Origin of the sequence: Levilactobacillus tongjiangensis (assembly GCF_003946345.1) — a bacterium.
Lineage (GTDB): Bacteria > Bacillota > Bacilli > Lactobacillales > Lactobacillaceae > Levilactobacillus > Levilactobacillus tongjiangensis.
Genome location: NZ_RHNY01000016.1, coordinates 39,682 through 64,972 on the forward strand (window position 1 = coordinate 39,682; position 25,291 = coordinate 64,972).

Genomic DNA, 25,291 nt, shown 5'->3' on the forward strand with positions numbered 1-25,291 from the left:
AAGGGAATATTTGCTATGAAACAATCACAACTACTCATTCCGACACTGAAAGAAGTGCCCAATGATGCAGAAGCTCTCAGCCATCAAATGATGCTGCGGGCTGGGTACGTTCGTCAGGTTACGGCCGGAATGTACGCTTACTTGCCACTCGCTTACCGCGTGTTGACGAATATTGAAACGATCATCCGTGAGGAAATGGAAAAGGTTGGGGCCGTTGAAATGTTGATGCCCGCCGTTTTACCAGCTTCACTCTGGAAGGAATCCGGTCGTTACGACACTTACGGTGACAACTTATTCAAGTTTAAGAACCGACACGACAGCGACTTTATCCTCGCACCAACGCATGAAGAAACCTTCACGATGTTGGTTCGTGACTCAATTAAGTCATACAAGAAGCTGCCCCTAGTGATGTACCAGATTCAACCGAAGTACCGGGATGAAGATCGTCCTCGTTACGGGTTACTCCGTGGCCGCGAATTCATCATGAAGGATGCCTACTCCTTCTCAATCAACAACGAAGACTTGGATCGAATTTACAGTCAAATGGAACAAGCCTACCAAAACATTTTCGATCGGATCGGTTTAAACTACCGTGGTATCGTGGGTGATGGTGGTGCCATGGGTGGATCAGATTCCAAGGAATTCTCCGCCATTGCCCCAATTGGGGAAGACACCATTGTCTACTCCGATTCCTCGGACTATGCGGCTAACTTGGAAATGGCCAAGAGCCTCTTCATCAGTAAGAAGTCTCATGCACCATTGGGCGATTTGAAAAAAATCGAAACACCGGGTGCCCACACGATTGATGAAGTTGCCGAATTCTTGGACGTTAAACCATCAACATTGGTTAAAAGTATGTTGTACGTAGCCGATGAACAACCAGTCATGGTACTGGTTCGGGGCGATCACCAGGTCAATGAAACTAAGCTCAAGAACTTCTTGGACGCTGATTTCTTAGACCCAGCAACGCCAGAACAGGCCCAACAGTTTTTGGGCGCCAACTTTGGTTCCTTGGGCCCCGTTGGTGTTAGCGAAGACGTGAAGATTTTAGCCGACCAATACGTGGGTGATATGGTCAACATCGTTGTTGGTGCTGATGAAGACGAACATCATTACATCAACGCCAACGTCGACCGGGACTTCCGGGTCGATGCCTACGGTGATTTCCGTGACGTGCAGCCGGGTGACTTGTCGCCAGATGGGTCCGGTGTCCTGAAGTTTACTAAGGGAATTGAAATCGGGCACATCTTCAAGTTGGGGACGCGTTACTCTGATTCCTTAGGCGCAACGGTTCTTGACGAAGGTGGCCGCCAGAAGCCAGTCATCATGGGCTGTTACGGAATCGGTGTGAGTCGTTTGCTCTCCGCTGTTGCTGAACAACAAGCCGATGAGAATGGGCTGGTTTGGCCTCGTAACATTGCGCCATTCGACATTCACCTGGTTCCAGTCAACCTGAAGAAGGAAGACCAAGCCAGTCTGACTGAAGAATTGGAAACGCAGTTAACGGCCAAAGGGTACCGGGTCTTGACTGATGACCGGAAAGAACGGCCAGGTGTTAAGTTCGCTGATTCCGATTTAATGGGGATTCCTGTCCGCATTACCATCGGTAAGAAGGCCGGCGAAGGTATCGTTGAAATTAAGATTCGTAAGACCGGTGAAACGGTCGAAGTCATTAAAGACGAAGTTGCCAGTACCGTTGAGATTCTTTTCAAAGATATTGACTAAGTTTACCGTAAAGACCAGCATTCACGGCTGGTCTTTTTCTAACGACACACGCGATGGTGTCCGGTTAGCCGGCCATCGTTTAATGAGACGAAAGGAGTTTCCTCGTGGACGAAGATCGCCATGCTTTATTTGAAAAATTATTACAACAACTAGATCTCACAGAAATGGCCGATCAGCCATACTATCAAACGGCGACCATTGACCGTTTGACGGTACATGAACAGTCTCGCCGTTGGCATTTTTTCTTGAAGATGCCCACTATTTTGCCATTTACCGCTTTTGTTGATTTCCACAATCACCTGCAGGTGGCTTTCAGAGAAATCGCCACGGTTGAGGCCACCATTGAAGTGGCTGAACCCGAGTTAACGAGCCGTTTATTGGGGGATTACTGGCAGTGGATCGTTAAAAATAGTGGCCTGACGGGCAACCTGGTTCAAGAGCTGTGTCAGTCTCAAGTGCCAGAGCTGGATAGTGATGGTCGGGTTTTGTTGTACGCCCAGAATGAAGTGGTTAAAGACTTCTTGACTAATCAGGCCTTGGGACCGATTGAGGACAGCTATGTGGATGCTGGCTTTCCTAAGTTCAACATTCACGTGATGGTGGATGAATCCCGGTCGCAGGCTAAGATCGATGAGTTTAAAGCTCGTCAGGAGAAGACGGACGCCCAGTTGGCTCAACAGGCGGCTGTTGCCATTGAGAAAGCTAACCAGAAGCGGCAGGAGGATGTCCCAGCTGCCAGTGGGCCCACCCAGATTGGTCGTCAAATCAAGGGCGATCAGCCAACGCTACGGATGGTGGATATTACCCAAGAGGAACGGTCCGTCATTGTCGAGGGGTACATCTTTGACAAGGAAGTCCGGAAACTGCGGTCCGGTCGTCAGTTGTTGACGATCAAGATTACCGATTACACGTCCTCCATTTCCGTCAAGAAATTCTCGAAGGGTGCTGAAGACGAAGCTCAATTTGCGGGTATCGAAGAGGGTAGCTGGGTCAAGGTTCGCGGGAGCGTCCAAGAAGACAGCTACGTTCGGGACCTGGTTTTGACAGCGTATGACATTAACCAAGTTAAGCACGCCACGCGTCAGGACACCGCACCAGAAGGCGAGAAGCGGGTGGAACTCCACCTGCACACAACTATGAGTCAGATGGACGCCACCAATCCGATTGGCGATTACGTCAGTCAGGCAAAAAAATGGGGGATGCCTGCGCTAGCTATTACGGACCACGCTGACCTTCAAGGGTTCCCGGCGGCATTTAACGCAGGGGCTAAGGCCGGTGTTAAGATGCTCTACGGGGTTGAAGCTAACCTAGTGGACGATGGGGTACCGATTGGCTACAACAGCGCTCACGAGCCATTAGACGGCGCAACGTACGTGGTCTTTGACGTGGAAACGACGGGACTATCCGCCATCTATGACAAAGTTATTGAATTGTCAGCCGTCAAGATGCAACACAAAAACGTGGTTGACCAATTTGAGGAATTCATTGATCCCGGCTTCCCGCTGTCTGAACAGACGACCAACTTGACCAGTATCACGGATGATATGGTGGCTGGGTCGAAGTCTGAAGAAGAGGTCTTCAAACTCTTCCGCGAGTTCTGTGGCGACGCAATCATCGTTGGCCATAACGTCACGTTTGACGTGGGGTTCATGAACACCGGGTATAAGCGTCACGGGATTCCAGAAATTCCCAACCCCATCATTGATACGTTGACGCTGGCCCGTTTCCTGTACCCAACCTTGAAAAGTTACCGGTTGAACACACTAGCTAAGCGGTTCCACGTCAGTTTGGAGCACCATCACCGGGCCGTCTACGATGCGGAATCGACCGGCCACTTGAACTACTTGTTCCTAAAGGATGCGGAAGAACGTTACAATATTCAGTACCACGATCAGTTGAATGATCACATGACCGATAACGATGCGTATAAGCACGCGCGGCCGAGTCATGCGATTCTGATTGCGAAGACGCAGGATGGCTTGAAGAACATGTTCAAGCTAGTCTCAGCGTCTAACGTAGATTACTACTACCGGGTACCCCGGGTGCCTCGTAGTGTGCTCGACCACTACCGCGATGGTATCATCGTTGGCTCTGCTTGTTCATCGGGTGAAGTCTTTACGGCCATGATGCAAAAGGGTCAAGTCGAGGCCGCTGCAAAGGCGAAGTACTACGACTATTTAGAAGTTCAACCCAAGGCGGCTTACCAACCGTTGATTGATTCTGGATTGATAGCCGACGAGGCAAACCTGGAGGAAATCGTGGGGAACATGGTCAAACTGGGACACGACCTGAACAAGCCGGTGGTTGCCACCGGGGATGTTCACTACCTGAATCCAGAGGATTACATTTACCGAAAAATCCTGATTCACTCCCAGGGGGGCGCCAACCCGCTCAACCGGCAGGAATTGCCAGATGCGCACTTCATGACGACGGATGAAATGCTGAAGGACTTTGCCTACTTAGGTGAAGAAACGGCCAAGCAAATCGTGGTCACTAACACCCAGCAGATTGCTAATGACGTGGATGACGTTCATCCGTTGAAGGATAAGCTCTACACGCCACGGATGGAAGGTGCCGAGGATGAAATCCGGCAACGGACCATGGATACCGCCCACGCGTGGTATGGGGATCCGTTGCCCGAACTGGTACAACATCGAGTTGACCGGGAATTGAAGTCGATTATTGGGAACGGGTTCTCCGTGATCTACCTGATTGCTCAACGACTGGTAGCCAAGTCCAACAAGGATGGTTACTTGGTTGGGTCCCGGGGGTCCGTTGGATCTAGTGTGGTCGCAACGTTTACGGGAATCACTGAAGTGAACCCCTTGCCACCACACTACCGTTGTCCCAAGTGTCAGTATTCTCACTTCTATACCAAGGGGGAATACAGCTCTGGGTACGATTTACCGGAAAAGAATTGTCCGAACTGTGGGACGCTCATGATTGGCGACGGTCATAACATTCCTTTCGAAACTTTCTTGGGATTCAAAGGGAACAAGGTCCCCGATATTGATTTGAACTTCTCTGGGGACTATCAACCAATCGCCCATAACTATACTAAGGTGTTGTTCGGTGAGAAGAACGTGTACCGGGCCGGAACGATCGGTACCGTGGCGGATAAGACGGCTTACGGGTACGTAAAAGCTTACGAGCGTGATACGGAGCAGACGTTCCGGGGCGCTGAAATTGATCGGTTAGCCAAAGGGGCGACTGGGGTCAAACGGACGACCGGACAACATCCCGCGGGGATCATTGTTGTGCCGGACTACATGGATATTTACGACTTTACGCCGATCCAGTATCCAGCGGATGATCAAAATGCCGCTTGGCAAACGACCCACTTTGATTTCCATTCGATTCATGACAACATTTTAAAGATTGATATTCTGGGACACGATGATCCCACGATGATTCGGACACTGCAAGATTTGTCCGGGGTCGATCCTCAGACCATTCCAATGGATGATCCGGGTGTCATGGCGTTGTTCTCCGGGACGGATTCATTGGGTGTGACACCAGAACAGATTCAGTCCAAGACTGGGACACTGGGTGTGCCAGAATTTGGGACACGGTTTGTGCGGGGGATGCTTGAAGAAACCCATCCTAAGAACTACTCGCAATTGCTCCAAATTTCGGGTCTGTCTCACGGGACTGACGTGTGGTTGGGGAATGCCGAAGAGTTAATTAAAAACGGCACGGCCACCATCGCTAACGTGATTGGTTGTCGGGATAACATCATGACCGACTTGATCAACTTTGGTCTCGATTCCGAAACGTCGTTCCAAGTGATGGAACACGTACGGAAGGGCCGAGGAATTCCAGATGAATGGCAGGAAAAGATGAAGGCGACGGACTGTCCGGACTGGTACATTGATTCTTGCTTGAAGATCAAGTACATGTTCCCCCGGGCCCATGCCGCTGCTTACGTGTTAATGGCATTGCGAGTCGCCTACTTCAAGGTTTACTTCCCAATCATCTACTACGCGGCTTACTTCTCCGTGCGAGCGGATGACTTCGACGTCGTTTCCATGTCTCAGGGGAAAACGGCGGTTAAGGCAGCGATGAAGGCCATCACTGACCAGGGGATGGATGCGTCGACTAAGGACAAGAACCTGTTGACGGTTCTAGAACTGGCCAATGAAATGTTGGAACGAGGCTACAAGTTTAAGATGATCGACCTAGAGAAGTCTGATGCGGCCGATTGGATCATTGACGGTGACACGTTGATTGCACCATTCCAAGCAGCTCCAGGGTTAGGTCTGAACGTTGCCAAGCAAATCGTGGCTGCGCGAAATGACCGTGCGTTTATCTCAAAGGAAGACCTAGCCAAGCGAGGCAAGGTCTCCAAGACCATCATTGACTTCATGACGGAAAATGGTGTGCTGAATGGCTTACCAGATGAAAACCAATTGAGTCTATTTGACGATATGATGTAGTGGGTGAGAGCCACCGTGATAACGTTTTAAGAAGGAAAAGACGTTTGTGGTTTTGTCACAGATGCCACAGAAAGGTTCGACTTAGCAAGTTGCTGAGCCGGACTTTTTTTGATGTTTTTAGGCCAAGAATAATAAGGCGTTATAGGCTTAAAATTAGTTTCACCCAGCCACCTGCGGCTGTCAGAGATTCCGCCTGCTGTGGGGAACGCCTCCGGCCTGAAAAGCGGTCCTCCGGCTCGGTTTGAAGCCTGGAAAAATCACCAGTCTCCAAACGCGTCCCACGCTGTAAGCCAAAAATCGGCTAACACCGTCGACACAGCAAGCTCCACCTCTGACTTTCTCCGGGTAAACAGGTTCTTGGAAACTAAGCTAGCTTAAATGCCTGGACAACAGTACTTACGCAATATTACTGGCGCTCAACAAGGTAGCCGAGGGTGAGTCAAATTTGGACTAATCCGTGGAATTTTTAAGTGACTTTCTTGAAAATGGTGACCTGAAGACGTGTTTTGCGGATTCACGCGAGGGGCAAGACCGTCTGATGTTGGCTTGTCTCGGCCTTCCCATCGCGTTCCAGTCCAAATTTGGTGAACGGCAAGGTGGCAATTTTCCACTATGTATGACGAAACCCCAATATCCAATCCTTGTTGCATCAGGCACAGCGGGTGTTTCAGTGTTTTCGGCCTTTAGCACATATGTTACATTGAAGTGGACGATCAACGTTACAAGCAATCTGACGACTAATTTGTTACGACAGTTAACCCCAGTGAGGAATGGATCAACTAACGTAGCCGCAGGAGGCCAGGGATGACGGCCACTGTGTCGACGGTGTTAGCTGGTGGGTTTCCAGGTTACAGCGTGGGACGGTCTTGGAGCCCCGGCGATTTTCCGGGGCTTCAAGCCGAGGGGAAAGACCGCACTATGGCTTTCCCTGGTCCCCACAGTGGTCGTCATTCCTGGCAGCCGGAGGCGGCCGTAAGCGGTTTGAATTTAATTAAACAAACCGTGATAAAATCACCTTGTAAACGCTTACAAAACCGGCAATTCGTGATATACTATGAGTGAGGAATGAAAAGACCATTAATAAACTCTAACGAAAGCGGGTGTTCACCATGTTACGACGTTTCGTAAGATTACCAGATGGGTGGATTTTTCTGGCAGGTTATTGTTTGATTGGTTTAGGTTACATTTTGTTCGGACTTTTGGCCAATGTTGGTGAAGCAACCTTTTTAGCCATGGTGATCGCCTACTTTGTGGTGGCCTTCATCTTGACCCTCATTAAGACGTTTAGTCTAAGGGCAATGAACTCGACGCGACTGAATTTCTTGGTATTTGAATTTATTACAATTGTCGGCTTCGTTTTGCTCCTGCTCACTTGCGAGGCGTAAGTGGTGGAACAGTTGCAATCACGGGGAAACTGTAGTAAAGTTGTGTTTGTAGTTAAACTCGTTTTTAAATGAGTGAGCAGTCAATGCTCACTCTTTTTAATGGAAAAATGTAGGAGGCGGAATTCTTTGAGTACTGTCGTCGAGACCGTGACGGCCTTAGCCCAGCCAATCGTGGCGCAGCATCAGTTTGAGCTAGTTGACGTTGAATTTGTTAAGGAAGGTAAGAGTTGGTACCTGCGGCTCTACATTGATAAGCCCGGTGGTATCAACATCGAGGAATGTGCAATGGTCAGTGACGAGGTGTCCGAAAAGATGGACAGCCTTGATCCAGATCCAATTCCTCAGGCCTACTTTCTGGAGGTATCCTCACCAGGTGCCGAACGACCACTGAAGAAACCAGAAGACTTTGAAAAGGCCGTGGGTGATTACATTCACGTCTCCCTCTACCAAAAGATTGGGCAGAGCAAGGTCTATGAAGGAACACTGTTGACGTTGACGGATGAAAGCATGGATCTTAAGGTTAACCTGAAGGGCCGAATCAAAACCCTGACGATTCCTCGTGATAACATTGCCCAGGCCCGTTTAGCCATCAAGTTCTAACGAATAAGGAGCGAAGCAAAACATGAGTAAAGAATTATTGGGGGCGTTAGACGTCCTGGAAACGGAAAAGGGTATCGATAAGCAAATCGTTATTGACGCTCTGGAAGCCGCGTTAGTTTCTGCTTACAAGCGGAACTACGATCAAGCCCAAAACGTGGAGGTCAATTTTGACCCACGTAAGGGTGACATCCACGTCTTCGCCGTTAAGAAGGTTGTTGATCAAGTCTACGATTCTCGGTTGGAAGTTAGTTTAGATGAAGCACTGACCATCAACAAGGGTTACGAATTAGGCGATGACATCAAGTTTGAAGTTACGCCTAAGAACTTCGGCCGGATTGCTGCACAGACTGCTAAGCAAGTTATCTTGCAACGGGTTCGTGAAGCCGAACGGACAATCATCTACGATCAATACAGCCAATACGAAAATGAAATCGTAACTGGTGAAGTTGAACGTCAAGATTCCCGGTTCGTTTATGTGAGCTTGGGTAAGGTTGAAGCCGTGATGGGTCGTCAGGATCAAATGCCTAACGAAACGTACCGGATTCATGACCGAATCAAAGTTTACGTGACGCGGGTCGAAAACGCCACCAAGGGTCCCCAAGTCTTCGTTAGTCGGACGCACGCTGATTTGTTAAAGCGTTTGTTTGAACAAGAAGTTCCTGAAATTTACGACGGGACGGTTGAAATCATGGCCATCGCACGTGAAGCCGGTGACCGGGCCAAGGTCGCTGTTCGCTCGAACAACCCTGACATTGATCCCGTGGGAACCAGTGTTGGTCCTCGTGGGCAACGGGTCCAAACCATCGTTAACGAACTCGGTGGTGAAAACATGGATATCGTGGAATGGACGGATGACGAAGCGAAGTTTATCGCTAACGCGTTGAACCCAGCTGAAGTTTTGGATGTCATTTTTGACCCCAACAACGAACGCGCTTGTGAAGTCGTCGTACCTGATTATCAATTATCCTTAGCCATTGGTAAGCGGGGACAAAATGCCCGTTTAGCCGCTAAGTTGACTGGATATAAGATTGATATTAAATCAGAATCAGAAGCATCTGCTATAATGGAAGCTGATCAGGCACCTACTGATGACGCTACCACGGAAGATGCTGGCGAAGAGGTAAGCGCAACGCCTGATGACGTAGCGCCTAGCGAAGCCACGACTGACGACGTTACACCAGCTGAAGATGATGCACCAGCAGTGGCAGAGCCAACTAGCGAAGCCACTGATGATGATCAGTCTGCAGAATAGTTTACATCTGAAGGAGGGTTAAGACCCATGAAACAACGGAAGATCCCCATGCGCAAGGACATTGTGACCGGGGAAATGGCACCAAAGAAGCAACTGGTCCGGGTCGTTCGCAACCAGGATCAAGAAGTTAGTGTTGATCCTACCGGGAAACAATCCGGCCGTGGTGCCTACATCTCTTTGGACGTAGACATTGCCAAGCGGGCCAAGAAGGAACGGACTTTCGACCATACTTTTGGTGTTAAGATCGATGATCAGTTTTACGACGATTTAATCGCTTACGTTGATCATCAGCAAGCACGGCGGGAATTATTTAACAATGACTAATGCCGAGCAAGCTTTACAATTATTAGGATTGGTCCGGCGAGCAGGTAAATTGGTTACCGGCGAATCCTTCGTTTTAGCCGCTGTGCGGGATTCTTCTGCCAAGTTGGTCTTATTGGCTAGTGATACTGGTAAGAGCAGTCAGAAGCAATTTCGTGACAAGACAACGAGCTATAACGTCCCGTTGAATGAATCATTTACCAAAGACCAGTTGAGCACGGCCATTGGGTCCGCGCGCACGGTCATAGCAATCACCGATCCGGGATTCGTCCGGAAAATGCAACAACTACTTCAGTAGCCACCTGACGTTCTCGTGATCGGCCGAAAATTAAGGAGTGTGAAGATATGGGGAAGAAGCGAATCTATGAACTCGCAAAAGAAATTAACGTCTCCAGTAAACAGATCATCGCGAAAGCCGAAGAAAAAGGCTTTCCGGTGAAAAACCACATGTCAACGCTCGGCGATAACGAAGAACGTCAACTGCGGGCAGCCTTTCAACCAAAGGCTGCGGGGTCTAAGCCAGCTGCCAAGCCACAGGCTAAGCAACCGGTCAAGACCGAGGCAGCGCGCCCTGCAAACCAGGGTGGTCACACGAAGGGTAACGCCACGACTCATCAGAGTAATCATGGGTCACAGGCGTCAACTAATCGGCAGAATAGCCACACCAATGGGAACCAGAGCCAAAACAAAGGTAACGGTAACCAGCAGAACCACAGTACTGGGAACCGGAACCAAAGTCAGGGAACTGGGAACCAAAATCATCGTAACAATAATAAAAATAATGGCCAGGCCGGAAGTAATCATTCTGAACAACATAATTCCGGCACCGGCAGATTTGGTGGAAGTTTGAATAATAATACAAATAATAGCAATGGCCGGCGGAGTAGCAACAGTACCAACAGTCGCGGGGGCCGGAATAACCGGAACAACCGCAATAACCGTCGCCGTAATAACAATAATAATAACCGTTACAAGAAGAACCAACGGATCAAAGACACGAACCAACACAAGGGCGCACCAGAACGTAAAAACAAGGCTTTACCAGAAACCTTACTCTATACTGATGGCATGAACGCCCAAGATCTGGCAAAGATCTTACACCGTTCATCAGCTGAAATCGTGAAGAAACTCTTCATGCTGGGTGTGATGGTCAACCAAAACCAATCCCTGGATAAGGATACGATTGAAATTTTGGCTGACGACTACGGCATCAAGGCGGAAGAAAAGGTTCAAGTCGATGTTTCTGATATCGATAAGGCCTTTGACGCTGAAATGGCTAACACTGATCACTTAGAATCCCGGGCACCAGTTGTCACGATCATGGGTCACGTTGACCATGGTAAGACGACGCTGTTGGACCACTTACGTCATTCTCACATCACTGAAGGCGAAGCTGGTGGGATCACGCAGGCCATTGGTGCCTACCAAGTTCACTACAACGACAAGCTGATCACGTTCTTGGATACGCCAGGACATGCTGCCTTTACTGAAATGCGTGCACGTGGTGCTGAAATCACCGACCTGACTGTGCTGGTAGTTGCCGCTGATGATGGTGTGATGCCACAAACCATCGAAGCCATTCACCATGCGAAGGCTGCCGGAACCCCAATCATCGTGGCGGTCAACAAGATCGATAAGCCGGGTGCTAACCCGAACCACGTCATGGAACAATTAACGGAATACGAATTGATCCCTGAAGACTGGGGTGGCGACACCATCTTTGTTGAAATCTCAGCGAAGTTTGGGAAGAACATCGACGAATTGCTCGATATGATCCTCTTACAAGCCGAAGTGCTTGAATTGAAGGCCAACCCAGACCAAAATGGTGCTGGGAACGTTATCGAAGCTCGGTTGGATCAAGGTCAAGGTTCCGTTGCCACATTGCTGGTTCAACAAGGGACCTTACACGTTGGGGATCCTATCGTTGTAGGGAACACCTTTGGGCGTGTCCGGACGATGGTTAACGAACGTGGTCGGCGGATCAAGGATGCCGGCCCATCGACGCCAGTGGAAATCACTGGGTTGAACGATGTGCCAGAAGCCGGGGACCGTTTCGTGGTCTTTGACGATGAAAAGACGGCACGGGCTGCTGGTGAAGAACGGGCTAAGGAAGCCTTAGTCAAGGAGCGGGGCAATACCAACCACGTGACCTTGGACAATCTCTTTGATTCCCTTAAGGAAGGCGAAATGAAGGAAGTTGACGTCATCATTAAGGCTGACGTTCAAGGTTCCGTTGAAGCTTTAGCAGGTAGTTTGAAGAAGATCGACGTTTCTGGCGTGCGGGTCAACATCATTCACTCTGCCGTTGGGGCCATCAATGAAAGTGATGTCACATTGGCAGAAGCCTCTGACGCCATCATCATTGGGTTCAACGTTCGTCCAACACCGCAAGCACGGGCTCAAGCCGACAGCGACAAGGTCGACATTCGCCTGCACAACGTCATCTACAACGCTATCGATGAAATCGAAACGGCGATGAAGGGGATGCTGGAACCTACCTACGAAGAAGAAGTTACCGGCCAAATTGAAGTTAAGAACATTTTCCACGCTTCTAAGGTCGGCACCATCGTCGGTGGGATGGTTACTGAAGGTTACGTGACGGCTGACGCCGACGTTCGTTTGATTCGGGACGGCGTGGTCATCTACGAAGGAAAGCTTGGTAGCTTGAAGCGCTTCAAGGACGACGTCAAGCAAGTTAAGATGGGCTATGAACTAGGATTAACTATCGAGAACTACAACGACATCAAGGTAGACGACGTTATCGAAGCCTACGTGATGAAGGAAGTTCCCGTTAAATAAAAATCGGAGGCAAACGTAAATGGCACAATATCGAGTTGGCCGGTTGGAACAAGAAATCCAACGGGAAGTTACGGATATTCTACTAAAGCGTGTTCGCGATCCTCGGGTCGAGGGTGTCACCGTTACCGGCGTGGAAGTCACTGGTGACTTGCAACAGGCAACGATTTACTACAGCATTTTGTCTGATAAGGCCTCATCTGCAGAAAAAACGCAGCAGGGGTTAAACAAGGCTACTGGCCTGATTCGTTCAGAATTAGGTTCTCGTTTAAGCATCTACAAGACGCCTGAACTGAATTTCGAGCAGGATTCGTCTGTTCGTTACGGTAGTCATATCGATGAACTGTTAAGCGAACTCCACCACAAGGACTAAACGGTGCAGTTTCACCAGAAAAGGCGTTGATCTCAGCTGATCGGCGCCTTTTTGGTTGCTCGGCTATTGTGTCAATTGCCCACACTCCGGTGGCCAGGGATGGGGCCGGCTCTGATTGCGGTTAAGCATGTGCGTGGTTGAAGGCGCTACTTGCATGAATTATGGTAGTTTTTCGGTAGTTGACCGCAAAGTACTGTGTGAGCTGAGAGATAGGCTAATTTAATCGTTGTTATGATGAGATTAATGGGATTAAAAAGCTTTCAATTTTCAATTACTCAGATTGGCGGTCAGAACCACCCACCGGCGTCGTGAGTCTGGCCTAATTTCACAAAGAGTGATAGGCTAATAGAACTGACATTTAGCGTCGATCTGGTGGGCGGTGGTTTTAAAGCCGTTACCCAGGATTGGAAATAGCATCACACTTAACCACAACCAAAAAATTGGAGGAGTCTCAATGGACGGTATCATTCCCCTATATAAGGAACGCGGTCTGACCAGCTTTGACTGCGTGGCAAAGTTACGACACATTTTACACACGAAAAAAGTGGGACATAGTGGCACATTGGATCCAGGCGTGGATGGGGTTTTACCCATCTGTATCGGATCAGCCACGAAGGTGGTTCCTTACCTAATGGCTTCCGGTAAGGTTTACCGGGGAAGCGTCACGCTCGGTTTTGCGACCACGACGGAAGACTTAGACGGCGAAGAAATCAGTCGGCGGCAGTTGACTGAACCTTTTTCTCTGGTAGATCTCAAGGCGGCCGCGGCGACTTTGACGGGGACGATTCAGCAAACACCGCCCATGTTTTCTGCTGTGAAGGTGAATGGGCGCAAGTTGTATGAATATGCGCGAGCTGGAGAGACTGTGGAACGGCCAACGCGGACCATTACGGTTGACCACTTTACGTTGACTGATGCGGGTACCTTTGATGGAACGGCCGGAACCCAAACAATCAAGTTTGAAATTGGCTGTTCTAAGGGGACTTATATCCGGACCCTTGCCGTCGACTTAGGTCGGGCTTTGGGCGTACCAGCTGTCATGTCTGATCTGACCCGGCTAAAGAGTGGTGGTTTTACGCTTGACCAGGCGGTCAGCCTGGATGAAGTGGCGTCAGCAGTAGCTGAGGAACGCCTAGACGACGTTTTACGACCAATTGATTACGCACTCCAAGACTTCCCACATGTGGCCTTAGACGACCATTTATGGGGCCTGGTGAAGAATGGCGTTTTTTTGAGCGCCCATGAGGTGTCCAGTTCGGCGCCAACGATTGCGTTGAGCTATCAGGGCCAGACTAAGTGTCTCTACCAGTGGTCCGATGAAAAAAAACAATATAAGCCGCTTAAAATGTTTGCGGTGAATTAAGCTTTGAGAAGAGGAATTGCAAAATGGAAGTTATCAACATCCACCATCCGTTAGATGAACGGCAGATTCCGAATGAGCCGGTGGTCTTAGCCATGGGATTCTTTGACGGGGTCCATCGTGGGCATCAAGCGGTCATTAACCGGGCGAAGGCGGAAGCACGGGACCGTAACGTTAAACTAGCGGTTCTGACCTACGATCATCATCCGGCCTTGGTTTATCGACCACTGGAACCAGATGACCGGAAGTATTTGAGTACGACTGAGCGCAAGTTGCGTAAGCTAGACCGGTTGGGCGTAGACCGGGTCTTCTTGGTCAATTACACCGGGGAGTTCTCAGCGCAAACGCCCCAGGAGTTTGTCGACAACTACCTCGTGAAGTTTCACACGGTAGCCGCTGTGGCTGGTTTTGACCACACTTACGGAAAAAAGGACGTGGCGACCATGGATAAGCTCGCTGGGTACGCCCAGGGACGGTTTGACGTGATCACTGTGGCCGAAGAGGCTAAGAATCAGGAAAAAATTAGTTCCACGCGCATTCGGCAGGCCTTGAAGGCGGGCGACGTGGACTTAGCCAACCAGTTATTGGGGTACACGTACCGCTCGACTGGTTTGGTCGTTCACGGTGAGGCCAGGGGCCGAACGATTGGGTTCCCTACAGCCAATGTGTTGTCACCAGAAGACGAATGGCTGCCAGGTATTGGTATCTACACGGCTCGGCTAAAAGTAGGCGCAATCTGGTATCCTGGGATGGTTTCAGTAGGTCGCAACGTGACCTTTGGTGACAATCGGCCGATTACCGTTGAGATGAATCTGCTTGATTTTCAAGGCAACCTGTATGGTGAACCGGTCGAGGTCGAGTGGCACCATCGGTTGCGTGGTGAAATCAAGTTTGACGGCGTGGAGGCCCTGGTGGCGCAACTCAAGCAAGACGAAGTGGCGACCAGAGACTACTTTAAGCGAGTAGCTGCTGACTAAGGTGGGGTCGTTACTGGTTTGCTTGAACTTCGGTCTGGTGAAATCCAGCTAGGCAGAGTGTGGCTTATCTAATTTAAAAAATAGCATTTTTCTACATGAAGGAGACCGAGATGAAAATTCTCGGTCTCTTTTTAGCTGACACATCAGAATACGAAGTGAAATTTAGATGTATGTGGGGTCGTTTAAGGGTGCTAGTGGTTGTCTGAAAAATTGCGGATTTAGGATCTGATTACGTCGAATTCCAGGAAAAATTCAAAAAATTAGCACTTAACCGCAGAGTTTGCTAAAAATTCTGCCAGATTTCTTGACTTCAAAACCCGGTTTTGCTACATTATATATGTGTCTTAGCACTTGTATAGTTTGAGTGCTAAAAAAGGGGTGATTGTGATGCTTTCAGAAAGACAAATGATGATTCTGCGAGCCGTTGTCCGCGACTTTACTAACACCGGGGTACCGGTGGGGTCAAAGGCATTAGCCAAGCAGTTACCCATCCACGTAAGCTCAGCGACAATTCGTAACGAGATGGCCGCGCTTGAGGAGCAGGGATTGATCAAGAAGACCCACTCTTCGTCTGGGCGCATTCCTTCGGTGGAAGGCTATCGGTACTACGTTGATCATCTGGTTAAGCCAGATCCACTACAGCCAAACGATATGGACGTGATTCAATCCTCACTTGGTGGGGATTTCCACAAGATCGACGAGATCATTTCACAGTCCGCCACGATTTTATCCAACCTGACGTCGTATACGGCGTTCACGTTGAAGCCAGAACTGAAGGATGCCCGGTTAAGCGGGTTCCGGCTGGTACCATTAGGTCGGCGTCAGGTAATGGCGATTCTCGTGACCGACGGTGGTGACGTGGAAAACCAGACGTTTGATGTGAGTGAAGATGTAAAGGGCGACCAGCTGGAAGCCGTCGTGCGGTTGATCAATGATCAATTGGTAGGGTTGACCTTACCAGAGGTTATTAAGAAATTGCAGCTCGACATTCCGGTCCAAATTGCTAATTATCTCCAGAGTCCCACTGGATTCTTGGATATTTTCGGTGATGTGTTGACCCGCGCAGCTCAGGAGCGTTTCTACGTTGGCGGTCGGTTGAACCTGTTGAACTTCTCACAGGATAGCGACGTCGACTCACTGAAGTCGCTGTACTCACTGATTGATCAGAGCGATGATATCGCCAATGTTTTAGGACAACCAAGTGATAACATTTCCGTTCAAATCGGTAACGAGATGACCAACGACGCGTTGCGTAATTACAGCCTGATCACCGCGACCTATGACGTTGATCAGCACGGGAAGGGCATGATTGCCATTCTCGGGCCGACCCGCATGCCATACTCGCGGATGTTGGGAATTGTCGGTGCGTTTCGTGAAGAGCTCGCGAAAAAACTTTTAGATTATTATCGGTTTTACGACGAGTAAAGAAAGGGAGGTTTTTTATCGTGGCTGACAAGCAACAATCATCCACTGATGATGAAACTGCGGCAAAGGCCGCCACAACCAAGCAAGATTCAGGTAAGACTGAGCAAGGCCAGGACGCGACGGAGAAATCCCAAGCAGCGCCTAAGTCGCAAGAAGTGATTGACTTAGAGAAGAAAGCCAGTGACTTTGAGGACAAGTACCTGCGGGCCGAAGCCGAAGTGCAAAACATGCAGACGCGGTTCCAAAAGGAACAAGCGACGCTCATCAAGTATGATGGCCAACAACTTGCAAAGGACGTGCTCCCCGTGATCGATAACCTGGAGCGGGCCCTCGCAGTTGAAGCAACCGATGATACGGGTGCTCAGCTTAAAAAGGGTGTCCAAATGACCTACGATCACTTGGAAGACGCCTTGAAGCGTAACAACGTCACGGAGATTGAAGCCATGGGCCAAAAGTTTGACCCCACGCGTCATCAGGCCGTGCAATCCGTTCCCGCTGAAGCAGGACAGGATGCAGAGACGGTCGTCAAGGTGCTCCAAAAGGGTTATCTCTTGAAGGACCGCGTACTTCGGCCAGCAATGGTCGTTGTCGCACAATAATTAAACAAACAAAAAAACTATAAAAGAGGGAATTTTTGATGGCAAGTAACAAGATTATCGGGATTGACTTAGGGACGACTAACTCAGCCGTTGCCGTTCTTGAAGGTAGCACCCCAAAGATTATTGCGAACAAAGAAGGCGCCCGGACGACGCCATCCGTCGTTGCATTTAAAGACGGCGAAACTCAAGTTGGTGAAGTTGCCAAGCGGCAAGCAATCACCAACCCTAACACGATCTCATCCATCAAGAGTCATATGGGTGAATCAGGTTTCAAGGAAACGGTTGATGGCAAGGATTACACGCCAGAACAAGTTTCTGCAATGATCTTACAACACCTGAAGTCTTTTGCTGAAGACTACATTGGTGACACGGTCGACAAGGCGGTCATCACGGTCCCAGCTTACTTCAACGATGCCCAACGGCAAGCCACGAAGGATGCCGGTAAGATTGCTGGCTTGAACGTTGAACGGATCATCAACGAACCAACGGCTGCTGCTTTGGCTTATGGTTTGGACAAGCAAGACAAAGATGAAAAAGTCATGGTCTACGACCTTGGTGGTGGGACCTTTGACGTTTCTGTTTTGGACTTAGGTGACGGTGTCTTTGACGTTCTGTCTACCAACGGTGACACGCATTTAGGTGGGGATGACTTCGACCAAAAGATCATGGATTGGTTGATCGATGGCTTCAAGCAAGAAAACGGTGTGGACTTGTCTAAGGACAAGATGGCTGTTCAACGTTTGAAGGATGCTGCTGAAAAAGCTAAGAAGGACCTTTCTGGTGTGACTGAAGCTTCCATCAGCTTGCCATTTATTTCTGCTGGGGATAACGGCCCACTGCATTTGGAAAAGAGCTTGAGCCGTGCTAAGTTCAACGAATTGACTGCTGATCTGGTTGAAAAGACCCGGATTCCAGTTGAAAACGCCTTGAAGGATGCTGACTTACAAGCCAGCGACATCGACGTTGTCATCTTAAACGGTGGGTCCACTCGGATTCCAGCCGTGCAAGAAGCTGTTGAAAAGTGGACGGGTAAGGAATCCAACCACTCAATCAACCCTGACGAAGCCGTTGCTTTAGGTGCTGCTGTTCAAGGTGGGGTCATCACCGGTGATGTGAAGGACGTTGTTCTGTTGGATGTTACGCCATTGTCCTTAGGTATCGAAACGATGGGTGGCGTCTTCACCAAGTTGATCGATCGGAACACGACGATTCCTACCAGCAAGTCCCAAGTCTTCTCAACCGCTGCTGACAACCAACCAGCCGTTGATATCCACGTCTTACAAGGTGAACGGCCAATGGCTGCTGACAACAAGACGTTGGGTAACTTCCAATTAGCTGACATTCCAGCTGCACCTCGTGGGGTTCCTCAAATTCAAGTAACGTTTGATATTGATAAGAACGGTATCGTTAACGTGTCTGCTAAGGACATGGGAACGAACAAGGAACAAAAGATCACCATCAAGAGCTCCGACGGTCTGTCTGACGAAGAAGTTGAAAAGATGATGAACGAAGCCAAGGAAAATGAAGCAGCCGACAAGAAGCGCAAGGAAGAAGTCGACACGAAGAACGAAGTCGACCAACTCTTGTTCCAGACTGACAAGACCTTGAAGGATGTTAAGGGTAAAGTTTCTGACGACGAAATCAAGAAGGCTGAAGATGCTCGTGACGCCCTCAAGAAGGCGCAAGAAGCGAACGACCTTGACGACATGAAGTCCAAGAAGGATGACTTGAACAAGATTATCCAAGACTTATCCGTTAAGTTATACCAACAAGCACAACAAGCTCAACAAGCCGCCGGTAAGGGCGACGGTGCTGATAAAGGTGCTGATGCCAAGGATGCTGGTAAGGACGGCGATACCGTTGATGGTGACTTCCACGAAGTTAACGACGACGATAAGAAGTAATTTCTAGCTCACGGTAGCAAGTAGTAGGCAAAAAGTCAGAGTCCGTGGGGCTTTGGCTTTTTGTTTCGAGTATGCTATTCTTACAAGTAGCGAAAAATATCGGTAAGAATTGGGAGGAAAAAGATGGCGGAAACGGACTTATATGGCGTATTAGGTGTCGCAAAGGATGCCAGCCAGGATGAAATTAAGAAGGCCTATCGAAAATTATCAAAGAAGTATCACCCAGACTTGAACAAGGCACCAGACGCGGCGGATAAATTTAAAGCCGTTCAGGATGCATACGACGTGCTGGGGGATGAACAGAAGCGGGCCAATTATGATCAGTACGGTTCAGCCGATGGCTCCCAAGGGTTCGGTGGCTTCGGTGGCGGTCAACAAGGCGGCTTCGGCGGTTTTGGTGGCGGCGGTGGCTTCGACGACATCTTCAATTCATTCTTTGGTGGTGGCGGTGGTCAACGGAATCCCAACGCACCACGTCCTGGTCGGGACCTTCAGTACCAGATGGACTTGAAGTTTGAGGAGGCCATCTTTGGTAAGAAGACTAAGATCAAATACACCCGTGAATCACAGTGTCATACCTGTGGTGGGAACGGTGCTAAGCCTGGTACCTCACCAGTTACCTGTCATCAATGTGGCGGTTCTGGGTTCGTGACGACTGAGACGAACACACCTCTCGGTCGGATGCGTAGCCAACAACCTTGCCCCGTATGTCACGGAACTGGTAAGGAAATCAAGGAAAAGTGCCCAACCTGTGGTGGTTCTGGTCACGAAGAAGAACGGCATGAAGTTGAAGTCTCCGTTCCAGCTGGTGTGGATGACGGTCAGCAAATGCGGTTACAAGGTCAGGGTGAAGCCGGCCAAAATGGCGGTGGTTACGGTGACCTGTTCATTATCTTCCAAGTTGAACCTAGCAAGGACTTCCGCCGTGATGGCACGGAAATTTACTTTGATCAGGATATTTCCTTCGTTCAAGCTACAATGGGCGACGAAGTCACGGTCAAGACGGTTCATGGTGACGTTAAGCTGAAGATTCCTGCCGGGACACAAGGTGGGACCACGTTCCGTTTGAAGGGTAAAGGCGCACCACGCTTACGTGGTAATGGTAACGGTGACGAACACGTGACTGTGAAAGTCTTAACCCCTAAGAACCTGAACAAGGGTCAGCGAGACGCCTTGCGTGACTTTGCCAAAGCCAGTGGTGAAACGGTCTCCGGGACTGGAAAAGGAAACTTATTTAACAAAATGCGCGATAAATTCAACGAAAATTAGTCGTCGAAAAAAATCGCTATAATGACTAATCTATCAAGGCTGCTGAAGATTTTCGGCAGCCTTTTTTGTGGCCCAAAATGACTTTGACCCGGTCGAAAAGAAAAGAAAGCTTTAAGGTTGAGTAGTGTTGTTTGCAATCCGGTTTTCACAATGATAACCTCAAAATATAAGGAGCGTAGCTGGGGCTACATGACTCCTCAACTGGTCAGAAGGATTCGTCGGGGAAAGTCCCTTCTGAGCAGTGGCGAACGGACATCGGTTTTGGGGACGAATCAACCGACAAAACTTTGGGGGTGAATTTCATGAGAGCAAAGTGGCTGGCATTATGGCATCAGCCGGTAATTGCGTTCATTGGCTGGACGGTATTCTACTTTGTGATTTTGATGGCATTAGTATATTTGTACGGCTACAGCGGACTAAACAACTCGACGTTTATTTACAACGAGTTCTAGTTGAGGGGTCAACGACCGCATGATTAAGCCGGATAGCCTTTGGGGGGGATAGAGAATGATTGAAAACATGATCAAAGCAATTGATCAGATAGCACAAAGTGATCCGGAACGGATCGCGTATGATTATTTAGGACAGACGAACACGTATGGTGATTTAAAACAGCGTTCGGATGCCTTAGCAGCACATCTAGATGAAATGGACTTACCACGAGAATCACCAGTTCTGGTGTATGGTGGGCAGACATTCGATATGATGGCGACCTTCTTGGGAATTGTGAAGAGTGGTCACGCGTACGTGCCAATTGATACGCATTCGCCAGTTGAACGAATCGTCACGATTAATGAGATTGCTAAACCGGTGGCGGCCATTGCGGTCAGTCCACTGCCAACAACGTTAACGGGGACCCCCGTGATTGCCACCGAGGAGTTGGGCGAGATTCTTGACCAGCCAGTGGCTGATTACCAGGTGACTCATGAAGTGACGGGGGATGAGACCTATTACATCATCTTTACGTCAGGGACCACCGGGAAACCTAAAGGGGTTCAAATTTCGCATACCAACTTATTGAGCTATGTGAACTGGATGTTGAGTTCGGACTTCACGTTGCCAGAGACACCTAGAACGCTGTCTCAGGCGCCTTACTCGTTTGACTTATCCGTGATGGATTGGGGGCCAACATTGGCTGCAGGGGGCACGCTAGTTGCCTTACCGAAGACGGTAACGGATAACTTCAGGGATTTATTCACGACCTTGCCTAAGATGGCCCTAAATGTTTGGGTCTCAACGCCATCGTTTGTGGATATTTGTCTGATGGAACCCACGTTTAGTGAGGAACGGTATCCTAACCTGACCCGGTTCCTGTTCTGTGGTGAGGAATTAACGCACGCCACGGCGCAGACACTCCGGCAACGATTCCCACACGCCCGTATCTTTAACACGTATGGCCCAACGGAAACGACCGTGGCGGTCACACAAGTTGAGATTACGGACACGATCTTAGCAGATTATCCACGGTTACCGATTGGCTATGCTAAAGCTGACACTGAGATGCTAGTGGTCGATGAGCAATTACATCCAGTAGCTGCTGGTGTTGAAGGTGAGATTTTGATTTGTGGTCCGTCCATGTCCAAGGGCTACTTAAACAATCCAGAAAAGACTGAAAAGGCGTTCTTGAACGTTGATGGTCGGCGGGTTTACCGTTCTGGTGACTTGGGGGTTCAGTTGGACAATGGCCTGATTATGTATCGAGGTCGAACCGACTTTCAAATTAAGCTTCACGGGTACCGCATCGAACTGGAAGAGGTTAACCATTACCTGTCTCAGGAAGACCATATTCAAGTGGGTGTGGCGGTACCTCGCTATGATCGGAACCATAAAGTTAGCCAGTTGATTGCCTGGGTAGTGCCACAAGCACACGACTTTGCCAGTGAACTGGATCTGACGAAAGCAATTAAAGACAATTTACAAGGCGGAGATATGATGGAATACATGATCCCACAACGCTTCGTTTATAAAGATAGCCTACCGATGACCCCCAACGGCAAGGTCGATATTAAATCTATCATTGCCGAGGTCAATCACTAATGCTGTCATTTGAACCATACGGTAACCCAACGTATTTTGCCCTGTTGGGGGTGGCACTGTTGCCACTAATGATTGGTCTTCTATACGGCAAGCGGTCACGTTTGTACGAAACACTGATTTCAATCTTCTTCCTGGTCCTGACCTTTGGTGGTCCTAAGTGGACACAAGGGGTAGCCTTGATTATCTACATTTTGTACGAAGTGGCGCTCACCTGGGGGTATGCCGTTTACCGAAGACACAAGAATTCGGGGCCGTTCTTCTACGTCATGGTGATTTTGGCCATTCTGCCGTTAACCATTGTTAAGGTGACACCGGCAGTTGAAAATGGTCAGTCGTCCCTGATTGGTTTCTTGGGTGTCAGTTATTTAACGTTTAGAGCCGTGCAGACCATGATGGAAACACGAGATGGAACGTTAAAAGACTACAACATCATGACGTTTTTACAATTTATGCTATTCTTCCCAACCATTTCTTCCGGACCAATTGACCGTTATCGGCGGTTTGAAGCCGACTATCGGTCGGTACCGGACCGGGAGAAGTATCTGGGAATGGTGCAAAAGGGAATCCGTTACATCTTTGTGGGATTTCTGTATAAGTTCATTCTGGCGTACTACTTCGGAACAATGTTGATGCCGAAGTTACAGCTGATGGCGATGAATTCACGAGGTGGGTTCTTGGACATGTCATGGCCGGTAATCGGCTACATGTACTGTTACAGTGCGGACTTGTTCTTCGACTTCGCTGGGTATTCACTGTTTGCGGTGGGGACGTCCTACATTATGGGGATTGAGACACCAATGAACTTTAATCAACCTTGGCGTTCACCAAACATCAAGGATTTCTGGAATCGTTGGCACATCACGTTGTCATTCTGGTTCCGTGACTTTATCTACATGCGACTGGTTTTCTGGTTCATGAAGCATAAGGTCTTCAAGAAACCAACGACCACAGCCAACGTGACTTACATTATCAACATGTTAGTCATGGGGTTCTGGCACGGGGTAACTTGGTACTACATCACCTACGGCCTGTTTCATGGGGTGGCTTTGGTGGTGAATGACACCTGGCTCCGGTACAAAAAGAAGCACCGGGCGAGCGTGCCACACAACCGATTTACGCAGTGGTTTGCTATCTTTTTGACGGCAAATATGGTCTGCTTCAGTTTCCTGATTTTCTCAGGATTACTGGATAAGTTATGGTTCCAATAAAATACGGGTTTAAATTTCATATAGGGGGAAATTAAAATGGATATCAAAGCAACGGTTTTAGCAATTTTAAGTGACTTAACGGGGAACGATGTTAGTGGTGCAATGGATGATAACCTGTTTGACAGTGGGTTAATGGATTCCATGGGTTCAGTTCAATTGTTATTACAATTACAAAGTGAATTAGGGGTCAACGTACCTGTTTCTGAATTTGAGCGGTCAGAGTGGGACACGCCCAACAAAATCGTTGCGAAAGTCGAAAGCCTGGCCTAGCCAATGGCAAAGCGACTTCTACGGATCTTTGGTCCGTTAATTCTCGCGGCTGTTCTAGTTTTTGCGGTACTGGCGATGCCAGTCAAGTTAGGTTTTAGCCACGTTAGCAAGTCGCACGAGCGGCAGGCAGCAGTCTCGCTGTCGCCCAACGTTCTGCGGGGAAAGCACATTAAAGAGGAAGCCTTGAAGGATGGGTTTGTCCCGTTCTTTGGGTCCTCTGAATGGTCCCGGTTTGATCCCATGCATCCTTCGGTCCTAGCACAGAAATACCACCGGGATTACCGGCCATTTCTGTTAGGTGCCCGGGGGTCACAATCTTTGACGCAGTACTTTGTGATGCAAAACATCCAAGGGCAATTGCGGAATAAGAAAGCGGTTTTTGTGATTTCGCCCCAATGGTTTGTAAAGAGCGGAACGCGAAAGGATGCCTTTGGGTTCTACTACTCACAATTGCAGACGGCTGAATGGCTGACGCATTTCCGTAGCGACGCGATTGACCAATACGCGGCCCAGCGGTTGCTGCAGATGCCAGCTGCCCAATCGGACCACTTTATTTACGCGGCGCTGCAACGGGTTGCTAGTGGGAAGAAGTTAACGGATTATCAGCGCTTCTACCTACAGACGCGTAAGAATATGCTGACGCAAGAAGACCAATTCTTCTCTGGCATTGACTTGCCATCGCAAAACTTGAATAAGGTTAACCAGCAGGCCAAGAAGTTACCCACTCATTACTCTTACTCGGCGCTGGATGCCTTGGGAGGCCGGTTAGGGAAAGCGGCAACGAACGATAACCGGTTCGGTATTAGCAACAAGTTTTACCATCAAGGTTTGAAGAAAGAATTAAAACACGGGAAGTTGAAAGACTTTCAAAAGAATCTGTCTTACACGAAGTCACCAGAATTTGCGGACTTCCAGCTGTGTTTGGATCAGTTTGCGCGCCTGAACACCAACGTGCTGTTCATTATTCCGCCAGTTAACGCTAAGTGGCAGAAGTACACGGGGCTTTCGGCAAGCATGCTTAAGCAGTTTGATGAAAAGATTCATTACCAACTTCAGTCACAAGGGTTTAATAACATTGTCGACTTGAGTGACAAGGGGAACGTGCCGTACTTTATGACTGACACGATTCACTTGGGCTGGCGCGGTTGGCTGGCCGTCGATCAACGGGTCAACCCGTTCTTGACGAAGCAGCAGGAACAACCAAAATACAGCATCAACGACAAGTTCTACTCGAAGAAGTGGCAACAGTTGGCACCATCAGATTTAAAGCAGTATGAAAATGAAGCAAAATAAAAAATGGTCTCCAATCAAAAGGTTGGAGACCATTTTTATTGATGGTGATAAAAAGTCGCTA

General features: G+C 49.0%; 20 protein-coding genes. All 20 read left to right on the top strand.

The window, feature by feature from the left end:
- Positions 1-15: 15 nt before the first annotated feature.
- The gene (locus EKM75_RS09920) at positions 16-1,725 is read left to right on the top strand and encodes a proline--tRNA ligase (protein ID WP_125694211.1); all 1,710 of its coding nucleotides are present in this window, start codon (positions 16-18) and stop codon (positions 1,723-1,725) included.
- A gap of 104 nt (positions 1,726-1,829) precedes the next feature.
- Entirely contained in the window at positions 1,830-6,161 is a 4,332-nt protein-coding gene (locus EKM75_RS09925) for a PolC-type DNA polymerase III (RefSeq protein ID WP_125694213.1), read from the top strand.
- A 1,109-nt stretch (positions 6,162-7,270) separates the two neighbouring features.
- Positions 7,271-7,546, top strand: coding sequence for a hypothetical protein (locus tag EKM75_RS09930; RefSeq protein WP_125694215.1), 276 nt, complete (start codon positions 7,271-7,273; stop codon positions 7,544-7,546).
- 126 nt (positions 7,547-7,672) lie between these two features.
- The gene (rimP, locus tag EKM75_RS09935; protein WP_125681101.1) at positions 7,673-8,146 is read left to right on the top strand and encodes a ribosome maturation factor RimP; all 474 of its coding nucleotides are present in this window, start codon (positions 7,673-7,675) and stop codon (positions 8,144-8,146) included.
- A 22-nt stretch (positions 8,147-8,168) separates the two neighbouring features.
- The gene (nusA, locus tag EKM75_RS09940; protein WP_125694217.1) at positions 8,169-9,398 is read left to right on the top strand and encodes a transcription termination factor NusA; all 1,230 of its coding nucleotides are present in this window, start codon (positions 8,169-8,171) and stop codon (positions 9,396-9,398) included.
- Positions 9,399-9,425: 27 nt separating this feature from the next.
- The gene (rnpM, locus tag EKM75_RS09945; RefSeq protein ID WP_125681105.1) at positions 9,426-9,722 is read left to right on the top strand and encodes an RNase P modulator RnpM; all 297 of its coding nucleotides are present in this window, start codon (positions 9,426-9,428) and stop codon (positions 9,720-9,722) included.
- Complete coding sequence (locus tag EKM75_RS09950; protein ID WP_125681107.1) at positions 9,715-10,017, top strand: L7Ae/L30e/S12e/Gadd45 family ribosomal protein; 303 nt, start codon at positions 9,715-9,717, stop codon at positions 10,015-10,017. Before rnpM ends, EKM75_RS09950 begins: the two co-directional genes overlap by 8 nt.
- 47 nt (positions 10,018-10,064) lie before the next feature.
- Positions 10,065-12,518: a translation initiation factor IF-2 gene (gene infB, locus EKM75_RS09955; protein WP_125694219.1), complete on the top strand. Its 2,454-nt coding sequence runs from the start codon at positions 10,065-10,067 to the stop codon at positions 12,516-12,518.
- A gap of 19 nt (positions 12,519-12,537) precedes the next feature.
- The gene (rbfA, locus tag EKM75_RS09960) at positions 12,538-12,888 is read left to right on the top strand and encodes a 30S ribosome-binding factor RbfA (RefSeq protein ID WP_125681111.1); all 351 of its coding nucleotides are present in this window, start codon (positions 12,538-12,540) and stop codon (positions 12,886-12,888) included.
- Between the two features lie 454 nt (positions 12,889-13,342).
- Positions 13,343-14,251 carry a tRNA pseudouridine(55) synthase TruB gene (truB, locus tag EKM75_RS09965; RefSeq protein ID WP_125694221.1) on the top strand — a complete coding sequence of 303 codons (909 nt, stop codon included), beginning with the start codon at positions 13,343-13,345 and terminating at the stop codon, positions 14,249-14,251.
- A 23-nt stretch (positions 14,252-14,274) separates the two neighbouring features.
- Positions 14,275-15,225, top strand: a complete 951-nt coding sequence (gene ribF, locus EKM75_RS09970) for a riboflavin biosynthesis protein RibF (protein ID WP_125694223.1) — start codon at positions 14,275-14,277, stop codon at positions 15,223-15,225.
- Positions 15,226-15,612: 387 nt separating this feature from the next.
- Positions 15,613-16,650: a heat-inducible transcriptional repressor HrcA gene (gene hrcA, locus EKM75_RS09975; protein WP_125694225.1), complete on the top strand. Its 1,038-nt coding sequence runs from the start codon at positions 15,613-15,615 to the stop codon at positions 16,648-16,650.
- A gap of 20 nt (positions 16,651-16,670) precedes the next feature.
- A complete protein-coding gene (gene grpE, locus EKM75_RS09980; RefSeq protein WP_125694227.1) occupies positions 16,671-17,249 on the top strand; it encodes a nucleotide exchange factor GrpE in 579 nt (192 codons plus the stop codon).
- A 38-nt stretch (positions 17,250-17,287) separates the two neighbouring features.
- Positions 17,288-19,153: a molecular chaperone DnaK gene (gene dnaK / locus EKM75_RS09985; protein WP_125694229.1), complete on the top strand. Its 1,866-nt coding sequence runs from the start codon at positions 17,288-17,290 to the stop codon at positions 19,151-19,153.
- Positions 19,154-19,276: 123 nt separating this feature from the next.
- Positions 19,277-20,422 carry a molecular chaperone DnaJ gene (gene dnaJ, locus EKM75_RS09990; RefSeq protein ID WP_125694231.1) on the top strand — a complete coding sequence of 382 codons (1,146 nt, stop codon included), beginning with the start codon at positions 19,277-19,279 and terminating at the stop codon, positions 20,420-20,422.
- A gap of 302 nt (positions 20,423-20,724) precedes the next feature.
- Complete coding sequence (locus EKM75_RS09995) at positions 20,725-20,874, top strand: teichoic acid D-Ala incorporation-associated protein DltX (RefSeq protein ID WP_125681124.1); 150 nt, start codon at positions 20,725-20,727, stop codon at positions 20,872-20,874.
- A gap of 55 nt (positions 20,875-20,929) precedes the next feature.
- Entirely contained in the window at positions 20,930-22,459 is a 1,530-nt protein-coding gene (dltA, locus tag EKM75_RS10000; protein ID WP_125694233.1) for a D-alanine--poly(phosphoribitol) ligase subunit DltA, read from the top strand.
- Positions 22,459-23,667 carry a D-alanyl-lipoteichoic acid biosynthesis protein DltB gene (gene dltB / locus EKM75_RS10005; protein WP_125694235.1) on the top strand — a complete coding sequence of 403 codons (1,209 nt, stop codon included), beginning with the start codon at positions 22,459-22,461 and terminating at the stop codon, positions 23,665-23,667. The genes dltA and dltB overlap by 1 nt, the downstream gene beginning before the upstream one ends.
- A gap of 36 nt (positions 23,668-23,703) precedes the next feature.
- A complete protein-coding gene (dltC, locus tag EKM75_RS10010; RefSeq protein WP_125681131.1) occupies positions 23,704-23,937 on the top strand; it encodes a D-alanine--poly(phosphoribitol) ligase subunit DltC in 234 nt (77 codons plus the stop codon).
- 3 nt (positions 23,938-23,940) lie between these two features.
- Positions 23,941-25,230 (top strand): D-alanyl-lipoteichoic acid biosynthesis protein DltD, encoded by a 1,290-nt coding sequence (dltD, locus tag EKM75_RS10015; RefSeq protein WP_125694237.1) that lies wholly within the window; start codon positions 23,941-23,943, stop codon positions 25,228-25,230.
- Positions 25,231-25,291 lie beyond the last annotated feature (61 nt).